We start from the raw sequence: 14,374 nt of genomic DNA on the forward strand, positions 1-14,374 counted from the left end.
CTCTCAGCCGAAGAGTCCCCGGCCCCACCAGTCGCCCTTGTCACGGACGCCCGGCGGAACCGCGAAAATCGCCGAACCCACGTGCTGGATGTATTCGTTGAGCGCGTCCTGGCGGGCCAGGGCGCGCTGGATGGGCAGGAAGCCCTTGCGCACGTCGCGCTGGTACGCCAGGAAGAACAGGCCCGCGTCCAGGCGGCCGAGGCCGTCCGTGCCGTCCGTGAAGGAGTAGCCGCGGCGCAGGATCCGTGCGCCGTCGTTGGAGTCGGGGTGCGCCAGGCGCACGTGCGCGGTCGGCTTCATCGCCTTCAGGAACGGCTCGTCGCGCTCCTTGGCCTTGCCGACCGGGGCGCCCTCGCCCTTGTCGCGGCCGAAGACGTCCTCCTGCTCCTGGAGCGAGGTGCGGTCCCAGGTCTCGATGTGCATCCGGATCCGGCGGGCCACCAGGTAGGAGCCGCCGGTCATCCAGTCGCTGCCGTCCTTGGCGCCGACCCAGACGTGCTCGTCGAGCGCCTTGGTGTCGGTGCCGTCGACATTGCGGGTGCCGTCCTTGAAACCCATCATGTTGCGCGGAGTCTGCGCGTCCGGCGTCGTCGAGGACGTCTTGCCGAAGCCGAGCTGCGACCAGCGGATGGCGACCTTGCCCATGCCGATGCGGGCCAGGTTGCGGATCGCGTGCACCGCCACCTGCGGATCGTCCGCGCAGGCCTGGACGCACAGGTCGCCGCCGCTGCGCGCCGGGTCGAGGTTGTCGCCGGGGAACTGCTCGATGTCGACCAGTGCTTCGGGCCGCTTGGACTCCAGGCCGAAGCGGTCCTTGGCGAAGAGGGAGGGCCCGACACCGAAGGTGAGCGTCAGCCGGGACGGCTTGAGGCCCAGCGCCTCGCCCGTGTCGTCCGGCGGCGCCTCGGCCAGGCCGCCGTAGGCACCCTCGCCGACCGTCTTGCCCTCGGCCATCGCTGCGGCCGCCGCCGTCCAGTCCTTCAGGAGCTGGACGAGTGCGGCGCGGTCCTTCGTCGTCACGTCGAACGCGGCGAAGTGCAGCCTGTCCTGGACGGCGGTGGCTATGCCGGCCTGGTGGGCGCCGTGGAAGGGCACCGCGGCGCCCGACTCCGCGGCCGGCACCGCGTCGCTCCCGCCGCCCTTGACGACGGCGACCGTGCCGCCGGCCGCGGCCGCGCCCAGCGCGAGGCCCGCGCCACCCCAGCCGAGCAGCGCCCGGCGGGAGGGCGACCTGGCGGGTTCGGTGGCCTCGGTCGTGTCGCTCATGGCGGATCTCCTCCTGGTTCCTGCGTTACTTCGTGACGGCGGCGGCGAGCTTCGACAGCGGCTCGGCGAGCGCGTTCACGGCGTCGGAGAGCTGCTTGCGGTCACCCTCGCTCACCTTGTCGTACGAGGTGAAATCGTAGGAGGTCTTGTCCGTGCGGTACTTGTCGAGCAGGGTGTTCAGACCGCCGAACTGCTTGTCCAGCTCGGTGGTGAGCGCCGCGTCGTTCTTCGCGGCGACCGGCTTGAGCAGCTCGTACGCCTTCTGAGCGCCCTCGACGTTGCCCTTGAAGTCGGACAGGTCGGTGTGGCTGTAGCGGTCCTCCTCGCCGGTGATCTTCCCGGTGGCGACCTCGTCGAGGAGCTCCTTGGCGCCGTTGGCCATCGAGGTCGGGGTGATCTCCGCGGTGCCGACCCGCTTCTGCCAGTCGGCCAGGTCCTTGTCCAGCTCGGTGGCGAGGTCCTTCTCGTCCTGGCCGATCTTGCCGTCGGCCCAGAGCGACTTCTCGAGGCGGTGCCAGCCGGTCCACTTCTGGCCCTTCTCCAGGCCGTCCTCGCGGGTGTCCGTCTTCGGGTCGATGTCACCGAAGGACTCCGCGACCGGCTCGGTGCGCTCCCAGCCGAGACGGGAGGGCGCGAACGCCTTCTTCGCGGCCTCCAGGTCGCCGGCCCGCACCGCGTCGGTGAAGACCTTGACCTTGGGCAGCGTCTCGTCGGCCTGCTCCTGCGCGTACTTGCGGTACTCGGCGACGGCCGTGTCCAGGGCGGGGTTGCGCTTGGCGGCGGTGCCGCCGGTGACGGTGACCTTCTGACGGATGCCGTCGCCCTTCATGCCCGGCTTGCACGCGATCTCGTACGAGCCGGCCTTGACCTCGGCGGTGAGCTGCTGCTTGAGGCCGGGGCCGATGTTCTCCCGCTCGGCGACGATGCGGTCGTCCGGGAAGAGCAGATAGACCTCGGTGACCTTGGAGCCCTTGTTCTCGATGTCGAACTTGACGTGCCCGGCCGGGAAGTCGTTCTTCGACAGCTCGCAGGAGCTGTCGGTGGCGGTCACCTTGATGGAGCCGGCGGCGCCGTCGGCCTTGGCGTCGCTCTTGTCGGCGCAGCCCGTGACGGCGGTCAGGGCCGCGACGGCAGCGGCGGCGGTGACGACGGAGGTACGGACGGGTCGCATGCGGGCTCCACGCTGGTCGGGTCGACAGGTCGACTGAGGCGGACCTAACTTAACCGAGCCTTACCTGACCGATACCCGCGGGGTACGTGATTCACCTCTCACCGAGCGCACGACCCCCGCAAAAACCCGCCGGTGCACGCCCCCTCAAGAGCCCAGGGCGCCCAAAGGGGCGCGAGGAACTGCGCGAGCAACCACGCACGGCCCGCAGCCGAAAGCGGGCGTAAGGGGCGCGGGGAACTGCGCAAAACGGCCAAGCCACGGCTTCCCCGCACAAAACCAACCCCCGAGCCCCCAACCCAGCCCCCCACCCCCCGGCGGAGCCTCACGCGCTGAGGGGAAACTCCTCCCCCAACTCCCGAAACACCGCCGTGTTCAGCGCGAACGCCCGCCCGCACTCCTCGACCACCCGCCGCCGCTCCACCTCATCCACCCGCACCCCATCGAGCAGCTCGCGGTAACTCCGCTTGAACGCGGCCGGGTTGGGGATCTCCTCGAAGACGTAGAACCGGACGCCGTCACCCCGGCGCGTGAAGCCCCACGTGCGCTCCGCCCGGTCGCGGATGATCTGGCCCCCCGACAGATCGCCGAGGTAGCGGGTGTAGTGGTGCGCCACATATCCGGCGGGCCAGGACCGCGCGCACTGGGTGACGCGGTCGGCGTACGCCGAAGTCGCGGGCAGCGGGACCGCCGTGTCCCGCCAGCCCTCGCCCCGCAGATGCGCGAGGTCCCGGGCGAGCGCGCCCGTCCGCATCAGCTCGGGCCGGATGAAGGGCCCCGCCACCGGGTCGTCCACCAGCGCGCGGGCGCCCTCCTCCAGGGCCCGGTAGACGAACCAGAGCTGCTCGGTGTAGCGGGCGTACGCCTCCACCCCGAGCCGGCCGCCGAGCAGGTCCCCCATGAACGTCGAGCTCTCCGCCTCCGTGTGCTGCTGCTGGGAGGCGGTGCGGATCAGCGTGGAGAACGGCGGGGGAGCGGACGGGGTCAAGGCGGGCCTCCGGGGACCGAGCGGGTGCGGGAACCGCCGACCCGTCCCGAGGCGGGGCCGGGCCGAACGGTTCCCGACGTCCTGTCGGTAAAGACGTACCCGCTCGTCCCCCGAGCGACACCCGCGCGGAAAACGGAGCCCGGGCGTTACGGCAGGGTGAGGATCTCCGTGCCGGTCTCGGTGACGACCAGGGTGTGCTCGAACTGGGCCGTGCGCCTGCGGTCCTTGGTGACGACCGTCCAGCCGTCCTCCCACATGTCGTACTCGTGGGTGCCGAGCGTCAGCATGGGCTCGATCGTGAAGGTCATGCCCGGCTTGATCACGGTCGTGGCGTGCGGGGCGTCGTAGTGCGGCACGATCAGGCCGGAGTGGAAGGCCGTGCTGATCCCGTGCCCCGTGAAGTCCCGTACGACGCCGTAGCCGAAGCGCTTGGCGTACGACTCGATGACACGGCCGATGATGTTGATCTGGCGGCCGGGCCGGACCGCCTTGATCGCCCGCTCCAGGGCCTCCCGGGTCCGCTCGACCAGCAGCCGCGACTCCTCGTCCACGTCACCGCAGAGGTAGGTGGCGTTGTTGTCGCCGTGTACGCCGCCGATGTACGCGGTGACGTCCAGGTTCACGATGTCGCCGTCCTTCAGGACGGTCGAGTCGGGGATGCCGTGACAGATGACCTCGTTGACCGAGGAGCACAGCGACTTGGGGAAGCCGCGGTAGCCCAGCGTCGAGGGGTAGGCGCCGTGGTCGCACATGAACTCGTGGGCGACCCGGTCGAGTTCGTCCGTGGTCACCCCCGGCGCGATGTGTTTGGCCGCCTCCTCCATCGCCTGCGCCGCGATCCGGCCCGCGGTCCGCATCAGCTCGATGGTCTCGGGGGTCTGCACCTCGGGGCCGGTGTACGGCGCGGGCATGGGCTTCCCGACGTACTCGGGACGTGGGATGCGACCCGGGACGGAACGGGCCGGAGAGATCTCCCCGGGCACGAGCAGGGACTGCGACTTCGGCTGGCCAGACATGCCGGCGAGTCTATCGAGCAGGTGTGGGGCAGCATGGCCTTGAGGCCGAAGGTCACCGTCGAGGGAAGAGGCACGCATGGCTCTGTTCAAGAAGCGCACGGTCGGTAAGCCCGGTGAGTGGTTCTACTGCCTGGCCCACCACAAGGTCGAGGAGGGCCCCGAGTGCCCGGCCAAGGACCGCTTCGGCCCCTACCCGACGCGTGAGGAGGCCGAGCACGCGATGCGACACGCCCAGGAACGCAACCTGGAGTGGGAGAACGATCCGAAGTGGCACGACAAGTCGGCGCCCACGGAGAGCGCCGACTAGGGTCTGTCCGGCGGATCTGGTCGCCGTCGGGGTGCCTTGGCTTTGTGGTGCTGGTGAGCGGGGGGCTGGTGCGTCCAGCTGCAAGGCGGAGGAGGGCGGCGACGCGGAGCGTCGGCAACCGACGACAACGCCGCAGATGGGCGTGGCAGCCCCCCGCGTCCCAGACAAGATCCGCCGGACAGGCCCTAGACCGCGGTGGTGGTGGGCTGCGTGGCCGCCCGGCGGCGCGCCGCGTCCTCGTCGGTCGCCGCGTCGTAGGTGACCAGCTTCGGCAGGGCCGCGGCCAGCAGTCCCACCGTCGCGACGCACGCCACCCCGCCCGACCACACCGCCGCCCTCGTCCCGGTCCAGCCGGCCATCGCGCCCGCCCGGACCTGGCCGAGCTGCGGGCCCACGCTGTACGAGAGCACCTCTATCCCGGCGAGCCGGCCGCGCAGCTCCTCCGGGATGGTCTGGTTCCAGATCGTGGAGCGGCCTAGCCCGCTCAGCATGTCGCCCGCGCCCGCCACGGCGAGACAGGCGAGCACCAGCCACACGTTGCCGAGCAGTCCTGCCCCGGCCATCGCCGTGCCCCAGACCGCCGCCCCGCACACCACGAACAGGCCGTGCCGCCGCACCCGCGACGTCCAGCCGCTGGTCAGGCTGAGCAGCACCGAACCGGCCGAGCCCGCCGCGTACATCAGGCCGAGCGACCAGTCGGCGTGCAGGCTCTCGGCGAGGAACGGGAAGATCGCGTTCGGGAAGGCGAAGAACATCGCGGCCAGGTCGACGGCGTAGGTCCCGAGGAGCACCGGGCGCGACCACGCGTAACGGGCGCCCTCCGCGATGCCCCGCAGCGACGGCTTCCGGGCGTCGTGGGCGGGCGGCGCCGGGCTCAGCCGGGCGCACATCACCACCGACACGGTGAACGTGCCGATGGTGGTGGCGTACGCCGTGGCGGTGCCGGCGTACGCCACGACCAGGCCCGCCAGCGAGGGGCCCGCGATCGCGCCGAGCTGCCAGCGCACCGCGTTGAGGGCGGCGGCCGCAGGCAGGTGGTCGTGCGGGACGATCCGGGCAAGCAGCGAGTCGAGCGCCGGACGCTGGAGGCCGGACAGGGCCGAGACGCCGGCCGCCACCACATACAGCGGCCAGAGCACGGGGCTCGGCAATACCGCGTTGACCAGCAGGATCAGTGCGAGCAGACCCAGGCCCGCCTCGGTGGCGAGAATGACCTTGCGGCGGTCCACGGCGTCCGCGAGGGCTCCGCCGTACAGGCCGAAGACGACCAGCGGGACGAGTTCCACCGCGCCCATCGCGCCCACCGCGAGCGGCGAGTCGGTCAACTCCTTGATCTGGAGCGGCAGCGCGACCATCGCCATGAAGCTGCCGAAGGTGGTGATCAGGCCCTGCACCCACAGCAGACGGAAATCGGCCGAGGCCCGCCAGGGGGCCAGGTCGGGCAGGATCGAGCGGAGTCGGGACGCGGCGGGTTCTTCGGGCACGAAGGGTCATGTTCGGGGCGCGGGTGCGTCCCTCGCAAGTGAATTACCGGTCGTCGACGCGGGGCCGGTCGTCGCCGCTCACCAGCGGCCCGGCGGTGGGGCCGTCAGCTGGTCGGCCAGCCGGCCGAGGCGGTCGCGGAAGCGGCGCGGGCCGCGCTGTGGGGGCAGGGTGTTCTCGCCGGCCGCTGCGCTGACCAGGTGTTGCACGGTGTCCAGGTCGAGCTCGGCGTCCGGGGCCACCGTCAGGCACTCGTGGACCAGACCCCGCACCTCGCGGTCGCCGCCGTCCAGGGCGAGCACGGTCGCGCCCGCCCGGCGCGCGTCGTGGACACGGCTCAGCAGCCCCTCGGCGGGCCGCTCGGGCGCCACCACCAGCAGCGTCTCGCCGCGCCGCGCCGCCTCCAGGCGGCCGAGCCCGACGGACAGATGGGGCGGTCCGCCCGGCTCGGTGCGGTGGCGCACCAGCGTGGGGCTCAGCTCCGGCAGCCCCGACCAGGCGGCCTCGTCGGTGAGGTGGGCGGCCAGGTGCCACGGTTCGTAGGACTCGGTGCCGACCAGGAGCAGCCCCCCTCCGTGCGGTACGACGGAGGAGCGCAGCACGCCCGCGAAGCGGCGGGTGGCCCGCAGCCACTCCGTCCCGGCGAGCACTTCCCGCAGCAGTGCGACCCGTACGGCATCCATGCCGGCAGCCTGCCCCATCCGGAGACGGCCGTGGGCCGAAACGGGGCCCCGTCATCCCAACGAAGGCCGCGCTACGGACGAGTAAGGTCGGCCTCATGACTTCCACTGACAACGCCGGCAACGCGTCGCATGACAACGCCGGTACCGCTTCGAAGCCCGCCGCGAAGGACCCCTGGGAGCTTCCGGACGTCTCCGGTCTCGTCGTCGGCGTGCTCGGCGGCACCGGCGACCAGGGCCGTGGCCTCGCCTACCGGTTCGCCCGGGCCGGCCAGAAGGTGATCATCGGCTCGCGGGCCGCCGAGCGCGCGCGGACGGCGGCCGAGGAGCTCGGGCTCGGTGTCGAGGGCGCCGACAACGCCGAGTGCGCACGGCGCAGCGACATCGTGATCGTGGCGGTGCCCTGGGACGGCCATGCCAAGACCCTGGAGTCGCTGCGCGAGGAACTCGCGGGCAAGCTCGTCGTCGACTGCGTCAATCCGCTCGGCTTCGACAAGCAGGGCGCGTACGCCCTGAAGCCGCAGGAGGGCAGCGCCGCCCAGCAGGCCGCCGCCCTGCTGCCCGAGGCCCGGGTGACCGCGGCCTTCCACCACCTGTCGGCGGTGCTGCTCCAGGACGCCTCGATCGAGGAGATCGACACCGATGTGATGGTGCTGGGGGAGTCCCGCGCCGACACCGACGTCGTGCAGGCGCTCGCCGCCCGCATCCCCGGCATGCGCGGTGTCTTCGCGGGGCGGCTGCGCGGCGCCCACCAGGTGGAGTCGCTCGTCGCCAACCTGATCTCGATGAACCGGCGCTACAAGGCGCACGCGGGGCTGCGCGTCACCGACGTCTGAGGACGGCCGGGCATGGGGGACACTGGACGGGCGGGTGCTCAGGCATCCGTCCGTCCAGTGTCATCCCGTTCGACCTGAGTGCCGAAGTACCCCGACAGGAGCCGACCTCCATGCCCCGCCTCGCTCTGTACGCCCTCGTCGTCTGTGTCCTCGCCGTCGTCGCGGCCGTGGTCTCCTTCGCCCAGGGCAGCTGGCTCGGAATCGTCTGGGTGCTGCTCGTCGGGCTCTCGTCCAACATGACGTGGTACTACCTGCGCAGGGGCCGCGCCGCTAGCTCTGCGGAGTAGCGGAGAGGTCCGGCCAGAACTGGTAGAGGCTGCGGCCGGTCGCCGCCGCCACGTCGGGCACCCCGAGCCCGTCGAGGATCGCGTAGATCAGCCGGAAGAACTCCTGGTTGACCTCGGGGATCCACAGCAGCCCGAACACCGCGAGCAGCCCGAACGGGGCGAACGGCTCGACCTGGCGGCGCGCCGCGTGCGACAGCCACGGCTCGATGATCCCGTACCCGTCGAGGCCCGGCACCGGCAGGAAGTTCAGCAGCGCCGCCGTCACCTGGAGCAGCGCGAGGAAGGCGAGCGCCGCGCGGAAGTCGTCGGGCACCCCGTCGAGCGCGTGCAGCCAGAACGGGGCCGTGCACACCAGGGCGAACGCGACGTTGGTGAGCGGGCCCGCCGCCGAGATCAGACTGTGCCGCCAGCGGCCGCGGATCCGGCCGCGCTCGATGAAGACCGCGCCGCCGGGCAGTCCGATGCCGCCCATGATCACGAAGAGGACGGGCAGCACGATCGACAGCAACGCGTGGGTGTACTTCAGCGGGTTGAGCGTCAGATAGCCCTTGGCGCCGATCGTGATGTCCCCGCCGTGCAGCGCGGTGCGGGCGTGCGCGTACTCGTGCAGGCAGAGCGACACCACCCACGCGGACGTCACGAACAGGAACACGGCGAGACCGCGCGACGAGGCGTAACTCGTCCACACCGCCCACCCGGAGACCGCCATGACGGCGACGATCCCGAGGAAGACCGGACTGATCCGCCGGTCGTGGTCGCGGGAGGGTGCGGTGGCCATGCGAGGCGCTCCAGTGCTGGTGGGACGGGTGGACGGGACGCGCCCGACCGTACAGGGGGTGAAGGTCGAACGTCACGGGAACCGGCGGGAGTTCCCCGCCGCGGCGCCGGGCCGCGGCGGCGTCCAGGAGAATGGGGGCGTGCGCTACCGGATTCTCGGCAACACCCAGGCCCACCGCCCCGACGGCACCCCCGTCGCCCTCGGCGGCGCGCGGCTGCGCGCCCTGGTGACGGTGCTCGCGCTGCGGCCGGGCCGCGCCGCCTCCGTCGGCGTCCTCGTCGACGAGGTGTGGGGCGACGAGCCGCCCGCCGACGCGCCCGCCGCGCTCCAGGCGCTGGTCGGCCGGTTGCGCCGGGCCCTCGGTCATGACGCGGTCTTCTCCGCGGAGAGCGGCGGATACGGGCTTGCCGCCGAGGCCGACGACATCGACCTGCACCGCTTCGAGCGGCTCACCGCCGACGGCTCCCGTGCCCTGGAGGAGGGCGATCCGGCGAAGGCATCGACCCTGCTCGACGACGCGCTCGCCCTGTGGACGGGGCCCGCGCTCGCCGATCTGCCCGACCCGGGCGCCCCGGCCGCCCGCGCCGAGAGCCGCCGCCTGGACGCCCGCAGGCTCCGGCTCGCCGCGTCCCTCGCGCTCGGCCGCGCCGACGAGACGCTGGCCGAACTCGCCGCGCTGTGCGCGAGCCACCCGCTGGACGAGCCGCTGCACGCCCTGCGCATCCGGGCGCTGCGGGCCGCGGGCCGCCCCGCCGAGGCGCTCGCCGGGTACGAGGGCGTGCGGGCCACCCTCGCCGAGGAGCTCGGCGCCGATCCCGGGCCCGAACTGCGCGCCATCCACGCCGAGTTGCTCAGCCCACCGGTCGAGCCCCCACCGGCGCCGGCCGCCCCCGCGCCCGGCAATCTGCGGGCCCGCCTCACCTCTTTCGTCGGGCGCGAGGGCGACCTCGCGGACCTTCGCGGCGACCTCGAAAGCGCCCGGCTCGTCACCCTGCTCGGACCCGGCGGGGCCGGCAAGACCCGGCTCTCCCAGGAGGCCGCGGAGGGCGCCGCGCAGTGCTGGCCGGACGGGGTGTGGCTGGCCGAACTCGCGCCCGTGGAGGACCCGGCCGGGGTGGCCGCCGCGGTGCTCACCGCCGTCGGCGCCCGCAAGACGGTGCTGCACGCGGCGGGCGCCGAGGAGCTCAGGGCGGCCGACCGGCACGCGGACGACCCGGCCGTCCGGCTCGCCGAACACTGCGGGCCGCGCCGCATGCTGCTGCTCCTGGACAACTGCGAGCATGTGATCGGCGCCGCCGCCGAACTCGCCGAGTACCTGCTCGGGCGCTGTCCGCACCTGGTCGTCCTTGCCACCAGCCGTGAACCGCTGGGCGTGCCGGGGGAGTTGGTGCGGCTCGTCGAGCCGCTGCCCACGCCCTTCGCGCTGCGGCTGCTCGCCGAGCGGGGCGCCTCGGCCCGGCCCGGCTTTCGCGTCGAGGACGATCCGGAGGCGGCCGCCGAGATCTGCCGCCGCCTGGACGGGCTGCCGCTCGCCATCGAGCTGGCCGCGGCCCGCCTCCGTGTGCTGACGCCCCGTCAGATCGCGGACCGGCTCGACGACCGCTTCCGGCTGCTCACCAACGGCAGCCGCACCGTGCTGCCCCGCCAGCAGACGCTGCGGGCCGTCGTCGACTGGTCCTGGGACCTCCTGGAGGAGCCCGAACGTGCGGTTCTCGGCCGCCTCGCCGTCTTCGCGGGCGGCTGCGACCTGGCGGCCGCCGAAGCGGTGTGCGCCGAGGACGGCCCGACCGCCGAGGTGGCCACCGGGGTCGGCCCGTCCGCCGAGGTGGCCACCGAGGACGTCGCCACGTTCCTCGGCTCGCTCATCGACAAGTCGCTCGTGGTGGCCGCCCCCGACGACACCGGCGAGATGCGCTACCGGCTCCTTGAGACCGTCGCCGAGTACGCGGCGGAACGGCTCGACGCGGCCGGGGGCCGGGCCGGCGCCGAGCGGCGCCACCTCACGTACTACCGCGAGCTCGCCCGGCGCAACGACGGCCTGCTGCGCGGCCCCGGCCAGCGGGCCGCGATCGACGCCTTCGAGCGCGAGTACGAGAACCTGCGGACCGCGCTGCGCCGCTCCATCGCGCTGCGCGACGAGCACGAGGCGCTCAGTCTGGTGCACGCCCTGCTCTGGTACTGGCAGATGCGCGATCTGCGGGTCGACTCGCGGTCCTGGGCGCGGGAGGTCGCGGCCCTCGGCCCCGACCCGTTCGCGCCGCCGCTGACGCCCGCGCCCCCGGTCCACGTCCGCTGCACGGACGTCCCGCCGCCGTTCGACGACGAGGTGCTCCAGGAGGCGCGGCGCGGGGTGCGCCTGATCCAACTGGTCTCCATGGACCACGAGGTGGACGACTGGACCACCCCCGAAGCCATGGAGCGACTGCGCGCGATCGTCTCCGTCTACCGCCCCGGGCTGCCGCAGACCTGTCGCATGCCGGGCTCCCTGTGGTTCTTCCCCGTCGTGCTCACCGCCGACCAGCACCGGCTCAGGGAGGTCCTCGACGCGACCGTGACGGCCTGCGAGGAGTTCGGCTACGAGTGGGAGCTGGCTGCCGCCCTCCAGATGCGCGCCAACGTCCTCGCCAACCGCACCGCGTGGTCGGGGGACGCGGCCGGGGACGCCGAAGCCAGCCTGCGGATGTTCCAGCGCCTCGGGGACGCCTGGGGCGCGGCCGAGGCGCTGGGCGCCCGGGGTGAGGCGCGGGAGAAGCGGGGCGAGTTCGGGCTCGCCGCCGAGGACTTCTCCGCCGCGCTCCAGTACGCGGAGCAGCTCGGTGCCCAGGCCCAGGTGACCCTCCTTCGGGCCAGGCTCGCGGCCACCCTCCTGGAGACCGGGCAGGAGGCGCGGGGCGAGGCGATGCTGCGCGAGATCCTCGCCGACGGCCACCACGCGGGCGCCGAGGCGAGGCCCGCGGCCCGGCTCCTGCTCACCACCTGGCTGGGCCGCACCGGGCGGTTCGAGGAGGCGCGCGAGCAGGTCGAGACGATGCTGAGGGACTTCCAGGGCGCCAACCTGCTGTTGTTCGAGGGGTTCGTCCTCGGGGTGCGGGCCTGGCTGGACAACGAGCAGGGCCGGTTCGCGGACGCCGTGGCCGGGGCGCTGACCGCGCTCGGCCGGGCCCAGGAACCGCTCTCCCGGATGATCGCGCCGGAGATGGTCGCCGTCCATCTGCTCACCGCGGCCTGGGGGATCGCCGGGCTCGGCGGCGCCGACGACGCCCTGGACGCGGCGCGGCTGATCGGCGCGCACGACGCCCTGCTCCCCGCCGGCCACTTCTCGTCGGCCGTGGAAGCGAGGCAGCGGGCCTCGGCCGAGCGGGTCGTCCGCGCCCTGCTCGACGACGCCGCGTTCGAGGGCGCGCACGCCGAAGGCGGCGGCCTCTCGGCTGAGGAGGCCACCGCCTTGGTGCGACGCGATCGCAAGGACTGACGTTGTGTCAGGGTGACGCTCCGTCAGGATCAGGTGCGCTTGCGGAACTTGGCGACGGCCAGCGGAGCCATCACCACGGTGATCCCGGCCGACCAGGCCAGCGTCATCAGGGCGGAGTGCGCGACCGGGCCGCCGATCATCAGGCCGCGGGCCGCGTCCGCCAGGTTGGACAGCGGGTTGTAGTCGGTGAAGGACTGCAACCAGCCCGGCATCGTGGTCGGCTTGGCGAAGATGGACGATCCGAATTGCAGCGGCATCAGCACGAGCATGGCCACTCCCTGGACGGCCTGGGCCGTCTTCATGGTGAGTCCGAGCAGGATGAAGATCCACATGAGCGAGGCGCCGAACGTCAGCGACAGACCGACCGCGGCGAGCAGACCCCAGACCGACGTGCTGATGCTGAGACCCAGGATGAAGCCCATGATCAGCAGGATCGTGGTGGCCACCATCATGCGGCCGACCTCGACCACCATCTTGGCGATGAGGACGGACGACCGGGCGATGGGCATTGTCCGGAAACGGTCCATCACGCCCTTCTTGAAGTCGTCGTTGACGCCGGTGCCGACCGCCATCGCGATGTTGAGGCCCATCATCGCCATCAGGCCGGGCACCAGGTAGTTGACGTACGCGCCCTGGTTGCCGTCGCCGAACATCGCGCCGCCGAAGACGTACACGAACAGCAGGATGAAGATGATCGGCATCAGCACGGCGTCGAACATCGACTCCGGGTCGGCCTTGATCTGGAGCATGTTGCGGCGCGCCAGGGCGCCGATGTGGCGCAGGTTGGCGCGCAGTCCGATCCGTACGTCGTCGGAGCCGGTGGGTCGCGGCGCGGCGGAAGGGGACTGCTGGGCGGGCGCCTCGACAGTGGTGGTGCTCATGCCGCGACCTCCTCGGTCTCTCGGTGGGCGTCCTGGGAGTCGGCGGTCTTCTGGCCGGTGATGGCCAGGAACACCTCGTCCAGGCTGGGAAGGTGGGTGCCTATGTGGGCGATGCCATAGCCGCGCGAGCCCAACAGGGCGACCACGGCGGTCAGTTGCTGGTCGCTGAGGATCGGCACGTTGAGCACGCCCTCGTCGGGCACGACCTGGGTGCCCGAGACGCCGTCGAGGCCCGCCTCGGTGACGGCCCGCGCCATCGAGCCCAGCTGCTGCGGATCGGTGGGCCGGATCTGCAAGGTGCGGCCGCCCACCCGCGCCTTCAACTCGTCCACCTCGCCGTTGGCGATGACCGTGCCGCGGTCGATGACCGTCAGCTCGCTCGCCAACTGCTCGGCCTCCTCCATGTACTGCGTGGTCAGCAGCACGGTGGCGCCCTCGGCGACCATCCGGCGCACCTCGTCCCACACCTCGTTGCGGGTGCGCGGGTCCAGGCCCGTCGTCGGCTCGTCCAGATACAGCACGGCCGGGTGGCCGATCATGGAGGCGGCCAGATCGAGCCGGCGGCGCATCCCGCCGGAGTAGGTCATCGCGGGCCGCTTCGCCGCGTCCGTGAGCGAGAAGCGCTCAAGCAGCTCGTCGGCGCGCGAGCGCGCCTCCTTGCGGGACAGGTCGAGCAGCCGGCCGATCATGTACAGGTTCTCGCGGCCGGACAGCTTCTCGTCGACCGAGGCGTACTGCCCGGTCAGGCCGATCGTGCGGCGCAGCTGGCGGGGCTGGCGCACCACGTCGTAGCCGGCCACGGTGGCGGTGCCGGCGTCCGGCACGAGCAGGGTGGACAGGCAGCGGACCAGGGTCGTCTTGCCGGCGCCGTTCGGCCCGAGGACGCCGAGCACGGTGCCCTCGCGGACGTCCAGGTCGACGCCGTCCAGCGCCTTGGTGGAGCCGAAGTGCTTCACCAGTCCCCGTACGGAGATGGCGGTACCGGCGGCGACCGCCTCGGCACCACCGGTGGGGTTCTTGTCGATTCGCGTCATGTCCACCAAGGTGCCAGGCGCCACCGACAAGGCGCCGACAGGCCGCCGACAGCCCCCGGACGACCCGCCGACAGCCCCCGCCCGGCCGCCCCGGCCCGGTCGGAACCCGGCCCCGGACGACGGACAGCCCGCCGATGGGGGAAGTCGGCGGACTGTCGTCGTGACCGCAGTGGCTCAGG

Annotated in this window: 13 protein-coding genes; 4 read left to right on the top strand and 9 right to left on the bottom strand. The window is 72.5% G+C overall.

Annotation, left to right across the window (positions count from 1 at the left end):
- Positions 1-3 precede the first annotated feature (3 nt).
- The 4 genes from efeB to map all read right to left on the bottom strand — a co-directional run bounded on the left by efeB (position 4) and on the right by map (position 4,438).
- Positions 4-1,266, bottom strand: coding sequence for an iron uptake transporter deferrochelatase/peroxidase subunit (gene efeB, locus DWB77_RS26890; protein WP_120723881.1), 1,263 nt, complete (start codon positions 1,264-1,266; stop codon positions 4-6).
- 25 nt (positions 1,267-1,291) lie between these two features.
- A complete protein-coding gene (gene efeO / locus DWB77_RS26895) occupies positions 1,292-2,437 on the bottom strand; it encodes an iron uptake system protein EfeO (RefSeq protein ID WP_120723883.1) in 1,146 nt (381 codons plus the stop codon).
- A gap of 322 nt (positions 2,438-2,759) precedes the next feature.
- On the bottom strand, positions 2,760-3,422 hold the full coding sequence (locus DWB77_RS26900) for a heme oxygenase (biliverdin-producing) (protein ID WP_120723885.1): 663 nt from the start codon (positions 3,420-3,422) through the stop codon (positions 2,760-2,762).
- A 146-nt stretch (positions 3,423-3,568) separates the two neighbouring features.
- The gene (gene map / locus DWB77_RS26905) at positions 3,569-4,438 is read right to left on the bottom strand and encodes a type I methionyl aminopeptidase (RefSeq protein WP_120723887.1); all 870 of its coding nucleotides are present in this window, start codon (positions 4,436-4,438) and stop codon (positions 3,569-3,571) included.
- A gap of 76 nt (positions 4,439-4,514) precedes the next feature.
- Here map and DWB77_RS26910 point away from each other — a divergent pair, with 76 nt between their 5' ends.
- Positions 4,515-4,745, top strand: a complete 231-nt coding sequence (locus DWB77_RS26910; protein ID WP_120723889.1) for a hypothetical protein — start codon at positions 4,515-4,517, stop codon at positions 4,743-4,745.
- A 185-nt stretch (positions 4,746-4,930) separates the two neighbouring features.
- Here the strand turns inward: DWB77_RS26910 and DWB77_RS26920 are convergent, their stop codons facing one another.
- Both DWB77_RS26920 and DWB77_RS26925 read right to left on the bottom strand, forming a co-directional pair.
- On the bottom strand, positions 4,931-6,229 hold the full coding sequence (locus DWB77_RS26920; RefSeq protein WP_120723891.1) for an MFS transporter: 1,299 nt from the start codon (positions 6,227-6,229) through the stop codon (positions 4,931-4,933).
- Between the two features lie 78 nt (positions 6,230-6,307).
- Positions 6,308-6,910, bottom strand: coding sequence for a hypothetical protein (locus tag DWB77_RS26925; RefSeq protein ID WP_120723893.1), 603 nt, complete (start codon positions 6,908-6,910; stop codon positions 6,308-6,310).
- A 95-nt stretch (positions 6,911-7,005) separates the two neighbouring features.
- Here DWB77_RS26925 and npdG point away from each other — a divergent pair, with 95 nt between their 5' ends.
- Positions 7,006-7,743: an NADPH-dependent F420 reductase gene (gene npdG, locus DWB77_RS26930; protein ID WP_120723895.1), complete on the top strand. Its 738-nt coding sequence runs from the start codon at positions 7,006-7,008 to the stop codon at positions 7,741-7,743.
- Positions 7,744-7,853: 110 nt separating this feature from the next.
- Complete coding sequence (locus tag DWB77_RS37995; RefSeq protein WP_162952626.1) at positions 7,854-8,030, top strand: hypothetical protein; 177 nt, start codon at positions 7,854-7,856, stop codon at positions 8,028-8,030.
- On the opposite strand, the gene DWB77_RS26935 is transcribed toward DWB77_RS37995, so the two are convergent.
- Positions 8,014-8,808, bottom strand: a complete 795-nt coding sequence (locus DWB77_RS26935; RefSeq protein WP_120723897.1) for a site-2 protease family protein — start codon at positions 8,806-8,808, stop codon at positions 8,014-8,016. The two genes, DWB77_RS37995 and DWB77_RS26935, sit on opposite strands and share 17 nt — an antisense overlap.
- 139 nt (positions 8,809-8,947) lie before the next feature.
- Here DWB77_RS26935 and DWB77_RS26940 point away from each other — a divergent pair, with 139 nt between their 5' ends.
- Entirely contained in the window at positions 8,948-12,280 is a 3,333-nt protein-coding gene (locus tag DWB77_RS26940) for a BTAD domain-containing putative transcriptional regulator (protein ID WP_120728305.1), read from the top strand.
- Positions 12,281-12,309: 29 nt separating this feature from the next.
- On the opposite strand, the gene DWB77_RS26945 is transcribed toward DWB77_RS26940, so the two are convergent.
- Together DWB77_RS26945 and DWB77_RS26950 are read right to left on the bottom strand one after the other, a co-directional pair.
- Positions 12,310-13,161 (bottom strand): ABC transporter permease, encoded by an 852-nt coding sequence (locus DWB77_RS26945; protein ID WP_120723899.1) that lies wholly within the window; start codon positions 13,159-13,161, stop codon positions 12,310-12,312.
- The gene (locus DWB77_RS26950; protein WP_120723901.1) at positions 13,158-14,195 is read right to left on the bottom strand and encodes an ATP-binding cassette domain-containing protein; all 1,038 of its coding nucleotides are present in this window, start codon (positions 14,193-14,195) and stop codon (positions 13,158-13,160) included. Before DWB77_RS26950 ends, DWB77_RS26945 begins: the two co-directional genes overlap by 4 nt.
- Positions 14,196-14,374 lie beyond the last annotated feature (179 nt).

Origin of the sequence: Streptomyces hundungensis (genome assembly GCF_003627815.1) — a bacterium.
Taxonomy (GTDB): Bacteria; Actinomycetota; Actinomycetes; order Streptomycetales; family Streptomycetaceae; genus Streptomyces; species Streptomyces hundungensis_A.

Bases quoted from the DNA above. Each gene is read 5' to 3' on its own strand.
- efeB (WP_120723881.1), bottom strand. From the start codon at position 1,266: ATGAGCGACACGACCGAGGCCACCGAACCCGCCAGGTCGCCCTCCCGC.
- DWB77_RS26925 (WP_120723893.1), bottom strand. From the start codon at position 6,910: ATGGATGCCGTACGGGTCGCACTGCTGCGGGAAGTGCTCGCCGGGACG.
- DWB77_RS26910 (WP_120723889.1), top strand. From the start codon at position 4,515: ATGGCTCTGTTCAAGAAGCGCACGGTCGGTAAGCCCGGTGAGTGGTTC.
- DWB77_RS37995 (WP_162952626.1), top strand. From the start codon at position 7,854: ATGCCCCGCCTCGCTCTGTACGCCCTCGTCGTCTGTGTCCTCGCCGTC.
- DWB77_RS26950 (WP_120723901.1), bottom strand. From the start codon at position 14,195: ATGACGCGAATCGACAAGAACCCCACCGGTGGTGCCGAGGCGGTCGCC.
- DWB77_RS26935 (WP_120723897.1), bottom strand. From the start codon at position 8,808: ATGGCCACCGCACCCTCCCGCGACCACGACCGGCGGATCAGTCCGGTC.
- npdG (WP_120723895.1), top strand. From the start codon at position 7,006: ATGACTTCCACTGACAACGCCGGCAACGCGTCGCATGACAACGCCGGT.
- efeO (WP_120723883.1), bottom strand. From the start codon at position 2,437: ATGCGACCCGTCCGTACCTCCGTCGTCACCGCCGCCGCTGCCGTCGCG.
- DWB77_RS26945 (WP_120723899.1), bottom strand. From the start codon at position 13,161: ATGAGCACCACCACTGTCGAGGCGCCCGCCCAGCAGTCCCCTTCCGCC.
- map (WP_120723887.1), bottom strand. From the start codon at position 4,438: ATGTCTGGCCAGCCGAAGTCGCAGTCCCTGCTCGTGCCCGGGGAGATC.